The sequence below is a fragment of the Acidovorax sp. genome (assembly GCF_046341535.1).
Classification (GTDB): Bacteria; Pseudomonadota; Gammaproteobacteria; order Burkholderiales; family Burkholderiaceae_C; genus Acidovorax.
Genome location: NZ_JBKDRI010000089.1, coordinates 1 through 10045 on the forward strand (window position 1 = coordinate 1; position 10045 = coordinate 10045).

The 10045-nt window shown below is 65.7% G+C and carries 10 protein-coding genes; 6 read left to right on the forward strand and 4 right to left on the reverse strand.

Annotated elements, in window-relative coordinates; translation table 11 throughout:
- A partial coding sequence (gene aroC, locus ACK543_RS06150; RefSeq protein WP_409941970.1) for a chorismate synthase occupies positions 1-1183 on the reverse strand: 1183 nt, incomplete at its 3' end.
- 59 nt (positions 1184-1242) lie between these two features.
- Entirely contained in the window at positions 1243-1692 is a 450-nt protein-coding gene (locus tag ACK543_RS06155) for a CBS domain-containing protein (protein ID WP_409941971.1), read from the reverse strand.
- Between the two features lie 84 nt (positions 1693-1776).
- Between ACK543_RS06155 and ACK543_RS06160 the strand changes: the two genes are divergently transcribed.
- Together ACK543_RS06160 and ACK543_RS06165 are read left to right on the forward strand one after the other, a co-directional pair.
- Positions 1777-3087 carry an O-acetylhomoserine aminocarboxypropyltransferase gene (locus ACK543_RS06160; protein WP_409941972.1) on the forward strand — a complete coding sequence of 437 codons (1311 nt, stop codon included), beginning with the start codon at positions 1777-1779 and terminating at the stop codon, positions 3085-3087.
- 2 nt (positions 3088-3089) lie between these two features.
- Entirely contained in the window at positions 3090-3908 is an 819-nt protein-coding gene (locus ACK543_RS06165) for an alpha/beta fold hydrolase (RefSeq protein WP_409941973.1), read from the forward strand.
- 45 nt (positions 3909-3953) lie between these two features.
- Here ACK543_RS06165 and ACK543_RS06170 read toward each other — a convergent pair whose 3' ends face one another.
- A complete protein-coding gene (locus ACK543_RS06170; RefSeq protein ID WP_409941974.1) occupies positions 3954-5204 on the reverse strand; it encodes a YihY family inner membrane protein in 1251 nt (416 codons plus the stop codon).
- A 125-nt stretch (positions 5205-5329) separates the two neighbouring features.
- Here ACK543_RS06170 and ACK543_RS06175 point away from each other — a divergent pair, with 125 nt between their 5' ends.
- Complete coding sequence (locus tag ACK543_RS06175) at positions 5330-5806, forward strand: DUF2069 domain-containing protein (protein WP_409941975.1); 477 nt, start codon at positions 5330-5332, stop codon at positions 5804-5806.
- An 89-nt stretch (positions 5807-5895) separates the two neighbouring features.
- Complete coding sequence (locus ACK543_RS06180) at positions 5896-7317, forward strand: FAD-binding oxidoreductase (RefSeq protein WP_409941976.1); 1422 nt, start codon at positions 5896-5898, stop codon at positions 7315-7317.
- Between the two features lie 163 nt (positions 7318-7480).
- Here the strand turns inward: ACK543_RS06180 and ACK543_RS06185 are convergent, their stop codons facing one another.
- Positions 7481-7960 (reverse strand): GNAT family N-acetyltransferase, encoded by a 480-nt coding sequence (locus tag ACK543_RS06185; protein ID WP_409941977.1) that lies wholly within the window; start codon positions 7958-7960, stop codon positions 7481-7483.
- Positions 7961-8347: 387 nt separating this feature from the next.
- Between ACK543_RS06185 and ACK543_RS06190 the strand changes: the two genes are divergently transcribed.
- Both ACK543_RS06190 and ACK543_RS06195 read left to right on the forward strand, forming a co-directional pair.
- A complete protein-coding gene (locus ACK543_RS06190; RefSeq protein WP_409941978.1) occupies positions 8348-9202 on the forward strand; it encodes a thymidylate synthase in 855 nt (284 codons plus the stop codon).
- A 141-nt stretch (positions 9203-9343) separates the two neighbouring features.
- Complete coding sequence (locus ACK543_RS06195) at positions 9344-9832, forward strand: dihydrofolate reductase (RefSeq protein WP_409941979.1); 489 nt, start codon at positions 9344-9346, stop codon at positions 9830-9832.
- Positions 9833-10045: the final 213 nt, after the last annotated feature.

The following is a 10045-nucleotide window of genomic DNA, read 5'->3' on the forward strand; positions in this document are numbered from 1 at the left end:
CCCTGGCCAGAGCACTTGGCCGCCCAAAATCACCAGACAAACTCGCTTCGCTCCGCCTGCGACCAAGTGCCGTGAAATATTCGGGGTAGGGCATCGAGGCCTGAATGGGCGGAACCGGCGTTGTGACGTCGGCGCACTGCGCGCGGTGGCGCAAGGCATGGTCCATCAGCACCAGTGCCAGCAGGGCCTCGGCAATGGGCGCAGCGCGGATGCCCACGCACGGGTCGTGTCGGCCCTTGGTGATGACCTCGGCGCTGTTGCCGTGGATGTCGATGGATGCGCGGGGGCTGATGATGGAGCTGGTGGGCTTGATGGCAATGCTCACCTCGATGTCCTGGCCCGTGCTGATGCCGCCCAGCACCCCGCCCGCGTTGTTCGTCTCAAAACCAGCGGGCGACATTGAATCACCATGCGTGGTGCCCCGCTGCGACACGCTGGCAAAGCCCGCACCGATCTCAACCCCTTTGACGGCGTTGAGCCCCATCATCGCGTAGGCGATGTCGGCATCAAGCTTGTCATACAGCGGCTCGCCCAGCCCCACCGGCACGCCGCTGGCCTGCACCCGGATGCGCGCGCCGCAGGAGTCCCCCGCCTTGCGCAGGGCGTCCATGTAGTCCTCGTACCGGGCCACGTCGGCCACGGGAGCAAAAAAAGGATTCGCCCGCACATGCTCCCAGCCCTCGAAGGGGATGGCCAGTTCGCCCAGCTGCGTCATGCAGGCACGAAACTGCGTGCCATAGCGCTCGGCAAGCCATTTCTTGGCCACGGCACCCGCAGCCACAGTGGGCGCCGTCAGCCGCGCAGAAGAGCGTCCGCCGCCCCGTGGGTCCCGAATACCGTACTTGTGCCAATAGGTGTAGTCCGCATGACCGGGGCGGAAGCTCTCGGCGATGTTGCTGTAGTCCTTGCTGCGCTGGTCGGTATTGCGGATCAACAAGGCAATGGGAGTGCCGGTGGTCTTGCCCTCATAGACGCCTGAGAGGATCTCCACCGCGTCGGGCTCGTTGCGCTGGGTCACATGGCGGCTGGTGCCGGGGCGACGGCGGTCCAGGTCCGCCTGAATGTCCGACTCGGACAACGACATGCCCGGCGGGCATCCGTCAATCACGCAACCAATTGCCGGGCCATGGGATTCACCAAAGTTGGTGACTGCGAACAAGGTGCCAAAGGTGTTTCCGCTCATCAAGCGATTATCCCAGAGCAGACGCAGGCCCGGCACGCCTGCCAACACTGGCCGACCGCTCAGCCGCGGGGGTCATCCTCGGGCCAGTCGCGGATGTAGGCCTTGAGCATCTTGTTTTCGAAGTTCTGGCTGTCCACCACGGCCTTGGCCACGTCATAGAAGCTGATCACGCCCATGAGCATGCGGCGGTCCATCACGGGCATGTAGCGGGCATGGCGGTCCAGCATCATGCGGCGCACCTCATCCATGTCGGTTTCCATGGTGCAGGTCAGCGGAGCGTCGTCCATGGCCGTGCGAACCAGCGTGGTTCCCAGGCTGCCGCCGTTCTTGACCAGGGCCTGGATCACTTCGCGGAAGGTGAGCATGCCCACCAGATCGCCATGCTCCATCACGACCAGCGACCCGATGTCGCGGTCGGCCATCAGGTCCACAGCACCGGCCAGCGGCTCGTCGGGCTGCACGGTGTAGAGGGTGTTTCCCTTGACGCGAAGGATGTCGCTGACTTTCATGGTGCTGTATCTCCCAAAGGGCGCGGTGCGGCCACAAATATAGCCCACAATGCCCGGCTGACCTGACCATTTGGGAGACACAGGATGCCCGGTTATTCCGACCCTGGCTTTGACACGCTGGCACTGCATGCGGGCGCCGCGCCCGACCCCGCCACGGGCGCCCGCGCAGTGCCCATCCACCTGACCACGTCGTTCGTTTTCGAGTCGAGCGATCATGCAGCCGCCCTGTTCAATCTGGAACGCGGTGGCCATGTCTACAGCCGCATCAGCAACCCCACCAACGCTGTGCTGGAGCAGCGCGTGGCCGCACTGGAAGGCGGCGTGGGAGCCATCACCACAGCCAGCGGCCAGGCCGCGCTGCACCTGGCCATTGCCACGCTGATGGGCGCAGGCAGCCACATTGTGGCCAGCACGGCGCTGTATGGTGGCTCGCAGAACCTGCTGCATTACACGCTGTCGCGATTCGGTATCGAGACCACGTTTGTAAGGCCCGGCGATATCGATGGCTGGCGCGCCGCGATCCGGCCCAACACGAAGCTTTTGTTCGGTGAAACCGTGGGCAACCCCGGGCTTGATGTGCTTGACATCCCCACCGTGTCGTCCATCGCCCACGACGCCGGTGTGCCGCTGCTGGTGGACTCCACCCTCACCTCGCCCTGGCTCATACAGCCGTTGGAGCACGGCGCGGATCTGGTGTACCACTCGGCCACCAAGTTCCTGTCGGGCCACGGCACCGTGGTGGGCGGCATCGTGGTGGATGGCGGCAGCTTTGACTGGGACAGCCCGAAGTGCGCAGGCAAGTTTGCCGAGCTGACCGAGCCCTACGAAGGCTTTCACAACATGGTGTTTGCCGAAGAAAGCAGCGTGGGCGCCTTTTTGCTGCGGGCGCGCCGCGAGGGCCTTCGCGATTTTGGTGCCTGCATGAGCCCGCACACGGCCTGGCTCATCCTGCAGGGCATCGAAACCCTGCCCCTGCGCATGGAGCGCCATGTGCGCAATACCGAAAAAGTGATCGAATTCCTGGCCGCACAGCCACTCGTTGCGCGGGTGGGCCACCCGATGCTGGCATCGCATCCCAGCCACCAGCTCGCGCAAAAGCTGCTGCCGCGCGGCGCAGGCTCGGTGTTCAGCTTTGACCTCAAGGGCAACCGCGAGCAGGGCAAGACGTTCATCGAAACCCTCAAAGTCTTCAGCCATCTGGCCAATGTGGGCGACTGCCGCAGCCTGGTCATTCACCCGGCCAGCACCACGCACTTTCGCATGAGCGACGAAGCCCTCGCGGGGGCTGGTATCACCCAGGGCACCATTCGCCTGTCGATTGGCCTGGAGGATGCCGACGACCTCATCGACGACCTCAAGCGCGCACTGAAGGCGGCGCAAAAGGCGGGAGCCTGAACATGCACATTGATGTCAATGGAGCACTGGTCTATTGCTACACCGGGGGCAAGGCATTCGATGCAGCCAAGCCCACCGTGGTGTTCATCCATGGTGTGCTCAACGATCACAGCGTGTGGGCGCTGCAGTCGCGCTCTATGGCCAACCACGGCTGGAACGTGCTGGCCATCGACCTGCCCGGACATTGCCGCAGCGCAGGCCACGCGCCCGCTACGGTCGAGGAGGGAGCCGACTTCATCGGCGCGCTGCTGGATGCGGCAGGCGTGCAACGCGCAGCGCTGGTGGGTCACAGTTGGGGATCGTTGATCGCCATGGAGGCCGCCGCCCGCCTGGGGGACCGCATCAGCCACCTGGGGCTGGTGGGCACGGCGTTTCCCATGAAGGTGTCGCCCGCGCTGATCGAGGCGTCTGCCAGCGCCCCCGAAAAGGCCCTGCGCATGGTCAACGTGTTCTCGCGCAGCACGCTGGCTGCGCCGCCGTCAGCGCTGGGCCCGGGCACCTGGGTGTTTGGCGCGGGCATGGCCCTGGGCCGCAAGGTGCTGCGCAGCAACCCGGAGGTCAATGTGTTTCAGCGCGGCTTTCTGGCCTGCGACCGCTATGCCGGTGGCGAGGCGGCCATGGCGCAGATGGCGTGCCCCGTGCTGTTTGCACTGGGAGCACACGATCAGATGACGCCGCCCAAGGCCGCACAGGGCCTCATCAACGCCGCGCGTGCGGCGGGCAAGGCAGTGCAGGTCACGCTCCTGCCCGTGGGACACCACCAGATGACCGAGGCCCCTGAAGAGACACTGGCAGCCATCCGGGATTTTCTGGCCGGCTGACATGGGCTGGCCGCCCGGCACAGCGCCCGGCCGCGCAACGTGAGGTCAGCGCGCGCCCAGCACGTCTGCCAGATACAGCCCATCCATTCCGGCCTTGTCCCAGAAAGGCACCAGCGCCTCGGAGCGCTCCAGCAGCAGCCGCTGCAGCAGGGGCGCCAGCAGCGTCCGGTCAGGGTCCACCATCAGTACATAGCGGGACTCGGGTACGTCCGACAGGGTGACGGCTGCGTCGGTGACCTGTCCTGCCCAGTCCAGCGCCGTGAGAGCCTCCAGCGCAGGCTGCAGTTGCAAGGCATCCACCCCCAGCAACTGCGCCAGCTGGCTGGGGCGCAGGCCCTTGCGGTCATCGCCGCGCGCGCGGTGCAGGGCCTGCAGCACCTCCACCGCGAGCTGGAAGGTCCATCCCGCCACAGTTCCCCGGCGGGCCACGCCCGCCAGCAGGCTGGGCAGGTAGGCCGTGACCACCGCGCCCAGCAGCACGATGACCCATGCCACATAAATCCAGACCATCAGAATCGGCAGCGTGGCAAACGCACCGTACACCATCGAGTAGGTGGGTACCTGGGCCAGGTACAGCGCCAGCATTTTCTTGGCCAGCTCGATGCACACGGCCACAAACAAGCCGCCCGACCAGGCATGCCGCCACTTGACCGGCGTATTGGGCACATAGTGGTACAGCGCCGCCATGCCCCCCGCCAGCACAATGAACTGCACCGAGTCAAACAGCAGCCGCACCCCGTCGGGCACCCGCTGCACCAGCCCGCCGGAGGCCGACAACACATACGAGGTAAGTGCCAGACTGGCGCCCAGCAGCAGCGGCCCCAAGGTGACCGCCGCCCAGTAGATCAACACCCGCTGGCCCAGCGGGCGAAGGCGCGGCACCCGCCATATGCCGTTGAGTGTGCGGTCAATCGTGAGCATCAGGGCCAGCGCCGTGACCAGCAAAATGCCAAAGCCTGCCACCCCCAGGCCACTGGCCTTGGCTGCAAATTGCGTGAGGTAGCCCAGCACCTGGCGCGAGATACTGTCGGGCACCAGGCTGTCGACCAGCCAGCTTTGCAGCAGCACCTGCAGCTTGCTGAAAATCGGGAAGGCCGTGAAGATCGCAAGCGCCACCGCCAGAAACGGCACCAGGCCCAGCATGGTGGTGAAGGTCAGGCTGCTGGCGGTCAGCCCCAGGCGGTCTTCCCGAAAGCGCTCGCGCAGCGTGAGCGCCGTGGTTTTCCAGGGGAAATCCGACAGCTCGACCAGCAGGGCCTCGAGCCGTGCGCAGGCGTTGCGGACGAGGCGGCTCATGCGCACGCGCCCCGCACCCGGCGCGCGCAGGGTCGAACCACAGCAACCACCGCGGCCACAGCGGCCATGCGGCGCGGGCCAACGGATTCAAAGGGCTTCATCATGGCCGATATGATGCCACCCCAATGACCGCGCAATCCCCAGCCCCACCACCTGCCTCAGAACCCGTCTCGCCACAGACCTCCAGCACCGCGGTGGAAGCCACCCGCTGGCTGGCCACGGGCACTCTGCTGGCGCTGATCGCGCTGTGCTTGGCGTGGGAGCTCGTGCTGGCGCCGCTTCGCCCTGGGGGGTCCTGGGTGGCGCTGAAGGCGCTGCCGCTGTGCATTCCGCTGGCGGGCATCCTCAAGAACCGCATGTACACCTACCGCTGGGTCAGCCTGGTGATCTGGCTGTACTTCACCGAAGGCGTGGTGCGTGGCTGGAGCGACAAGCCGCCATCGCAATGGCTGGCCTGGGCCGAGATTGCATTGTGCCTTGTGCTTTTTGTGGCGTGTACCCTGCATGTACGACTGCGCCAGCGCAATGCGCGCGAGGCCTCAGCACACCCGGAGTCGGCTGAGCCGTCCCCTGCCGCTGCCGCAGGCCCCGCAGCGCCCTGACGCTCGCCGTGCCATGCGGATGCGGCGGCCAACAACCACCCTATGTGTTGTCCCCTGAGTCGATCTTTGAACGGACTACGACGGCCACCATGTCCACCGCCCTGCTCGCAACCCTGCGCTCCATCGTCGGCCCCACGCACGTCATCACCGAAGGCGATATGACCGCCTGGGAACAAGACTGGCGCCGCCGGGTGCGCGGCAAGGCCCTGGCCGTGGTGCGCCCCGCCAGCACGCCCGAGGTCGCCGCCGTGGTCAAGGCCTGCGCCGCTGCAGGCACCGCCATCGTGCCGCAGGGCGGGAACACCGGGCTGGCGCTGGGCTCCACACCCGACGCATCGGGCACGCAGATCGTGCTGAGCCTTGCCCGCATGAACGCGGTGCGCAACGTCGATACCGCCAACCTCACCATGACGGTCGAGGCGGGCTGCATCCTGCAAAACCTGCAAGAGGTGGCGCGCAAGGCAGGCTTGCTGTTTCCCCTGTCGCTGGCCGCAGAAGGCAGCTGCACCATCGGCGGCAACCTGGGCACCAACGCTGGTGGTACCCAGGTGGTGCGCTATGGCAACACGCGCGACTTGTGCCTGGGCCTGGAGGTGGTCACCGCGCAGGGCGAGGTGTGGAGCGGCCTTCAAGGCCTGCGCAAGGACAACACCGGCTACGACCTGCGCGATTTGTTCATCGGCAGCGAGGGCACGCTTGGCGTCATCACCGCTGCGTGCATGAAGCTCTACCCCCAGCCTGCCGCCACGCTCACTGCCTGGGCGGCCGTGCCAACCATGGAACAAGCCGCGCAGCTGCTGGGCATGGCCCACCAACAGCTGGGCGCGGGGCTCACAGGCTTTGAGGTGATGGGTCAGTTGGCGCTGAGCCTGGTGGGCAAGCACCTGCCGCAGTTGCGTGTGCCCTTCCTCGGGCACAAGGATGCTGCGTGGTGCGTGCTGCTGGAGAACTCCGACAGCGAGTCCGAAGATCACGCCCGGTCCCGGTTTGAAGCGCTGCTGCAAGCGGCCCTGGAGGTCGGCTGCGTCACCGATGCCGTGGTGGCCGAGAACCTGACCCAGGCCCACCAGCTCTGGCACATCCGCGAGAGCATTCCGCTCGCGCAGGCCGAAGAGGGCCTGAACATCAAACACGACATTTCCATCCCGATCTCGCGCATTCCGGCGTTTGTGGCGCATGCCGACGCGCTGCTGCAAAGCCGGATTCCGGGCGTTCGCGTGGTGAACTTCGGCCACCTGGGCGACGGCAACCTGCACTACAACGTGCAGGCGCCCACCGACTGCGATGCCGCGGCGTTCCTGCGCGACCACGAAGCCCAGGTCAACCACATCGTCTACGAGGCCGTGGCGGAGTTCGGCGGCTCGTTTTCGGCAGAGCACGGCATAGGGCAGCTCAAGGCCGACGCGCTCCAGCGCTACCAGTCGCCCGTCGCCCTCGCCATGATGCGCGCCATCAAGAACGCGCTGGACCCCCAGGGCATCCTGAACCCGGGGCGGGTGCTGATCCCCTGAGCCGCAAACGCCGTGCCGCGCCGGTGCGCGCCCCGGAACCTGCCACGGCCACACATCTTTTTGCTATAATTTAGATAGCACAAAAGTGAATAGCATCGCGCGTAGGTGGCATTTTTGAATACAATTTTCCGCCCGCTTGCCGCGCCAAACTGCCCGGGCGGGCTTACAACGGCTTGCGCATGGGCAGCGCCTGCAGCCCCGCCCAGTGCTGCACCGGCCCGCCGGGCACGTACCCGTGGTGCCGGTAAAAGGGCTCCGCCGTGCGCGTGCTCTCCAGCGCCAGCGCGTCCAGACCGGCATCGCTTGCGCCCGCTTCGGCCGCCTCCAGCAAGCCGCGCCCCACGCCCTGGCGCAACACCTCGGGCACCGCATAGCAAAGCGCCAAAGCGCCACGGGCCAGCAGAGCAAAGCCCACAAGGTCGCTTTGGCGCATGGCACCCCACGCCATTGCGCCGGGGGCCATCATCCAGGCGGCAACGTTGTCGGGCGTCTTGTTAGCCAGCCAGGCCGACAGCACTGCGGCTTCACCGTGGTGATCCAGCGTGCAGCAATGCGTGATGGACTGCCGAACGACCGCGCACGCCTCGTTGGCCAGCGATGCGTTGGTAAGCCTGATGACCGAAAAAGCGGTTGTGCCTGGCATGGCAAAGGCTCTCAAAGTGCAGGTTGGTGCGACGGTATCAGTCATGGGGCGATTGACTGGGAAACATCGGCCCGGGATGGGCTCCGTGACGCGGTCATTCTCGCATCTGCCTGCACTGCCGCGCCCCGAGGTCCGGTGGGTAAGCTGTTAATGCCATGCGCGTCATCTGTCTGCCCGATTTCAACCAATGCCTTGCGAGCATTCCTTGGCGGGGTTGTCAGGCAGCGTGGCGCTTGGGCAGGGCGGCGCGGGCGCGCTGTACCCGGCCCGCATAAAATCAACTCCCCGGCTGCGCAGCCCGCTGCCCCGCCCCTGCCGCAGCCCCCTGGCCCCGGCATTTTCTGTCGCATCTGCCCGGTGCGCCTTTCTCGCCCGATTGCACACGCCATGACCGACGCAGCCTTTCCCGCCCCCGCCCGCCCGGTACGCTCCCAGTACGAAGACTTCATGCGCCACGTGTTCACGCACGGGGTGGAAAAAGCAGACCGCACCGGCACCGGCACCAAGAGTGTGTTTGGCCATCAGATGCGGTTTGACCTGCGCGAGGGCTTCCCGCTGGTCACCACCAAGAAGGTGCATCTCAAATCCATCATCGTGGAGCTGCTGTGGTTCCTGACGGGCTCGAGCAACAACAACTGGCTCAAGGAGCGCGGCGTCACGATCTGGGACGAGTGGGCCCGTGAAGACGGCGACCTGGGCCCCGTGTACGGGGTGCAGTGGCGCAGCTGGCCCAAGCCCGATGGTGGGCGCATCGACCAGATCAGCGACGTGATCCGGACTCTCAAAACCAACCCCGACTCGCGCCGCATCATCGTGAGCGCCTGGAACGTGGCCGAGCTGGACAAGATGGCGCTGATGCCCTGCCACGCGTTCTTCCAGTTCTATGTGGCGCCCCCCGCCCTGCCCGGCGGCCGAGGCGTGCTGTCGTGCCAGCTTTACCAGCGCAGTGCCGATATCTTCCTGGGCGTACCGTTCAACATTGCCAGCTATGCGCTGCTGACGCACATGGTGGCCCAGCAGTGCGATCTGGACGTGGGCGACTTCATCTGGACGGGTGGCGACTGCCACATCTACAGCAACCACCACGAGCAGGTGCAGACACAGCTGGCACGCGCTCCGTATGCGTATCCCACGCTGCGCATCGTGCGGCGGCCAGAGAGTATTTTTGACTATCGCTACGAGGATTTCGAGGTGGTGGACTACCAGTGCCACCCCGCCATCAAGGCACCCGTGGCGGTCTGACGCACGGGCGCCCGATGCGCCGGGGCGCGCTGCAGCCCATCGACACGCCGCCCTTCCCTTTGCCTTCTTTCAGCTCCCTCATCACCCTGTCGTCTGGCGGATTGCACGTCCACGGTCCGCAACGCAACCACCCTCGCGCCCATGCCTCTCCACCTGATCTATGCCCGCGCGGCCAATGGCGTCATCGGCAAGCACAACCAGCTTCCCTGGCACCTGCCGGAGGACTTGGCGCATTTCAAGCAGCTCACCCAGGGCTGCCCGGTCGTCATGGGCCGCAAGACCTGGGATTCGCTGCCGCCCCGATTTCGGCCACTGCCCGGCCGCACCAACATCGTGATCACCCGCCAGCCCCACTGGCAGGCCGCCGGAGCCAGCCGTGCCGCCAGTCTGGGCGATGCACTCGCCCAGTGCGATCCCGGCCGCACAGTGTGGGTGATTGGCGGTGCGCAGATTTACGCCGAAGCCCTGCCCCAGGCGGTGCGCCTGGAGGTCACCGAACTTGAACAGGACTTTGACGGGGACGCACACGCACCGCAGCTCGGGCCCGAGTGGAAGGAGTCGGCGCGCCAGCGCCACGTCAGCACCAACGGCCTGGGCTTCAGCTTTGTAACCTATGAGCGCAGCGCCTGACGCTCACGCAAAATCACTCTCATTTTGATAGCTACAATCGCCCTATCGACGAGCGTAACAGGCTTATAAATCACGCGGATTCAACAACAAAGTGCATCGTTAAAAAGCTAGGTTGGCTCAGGAGGCATAGGATGTCCTCCCCGACCTAGCCGTCATGGAAAGACACGATGCCCTATACACACCTGAGCCGAGAACAACGATACCAAATTCATG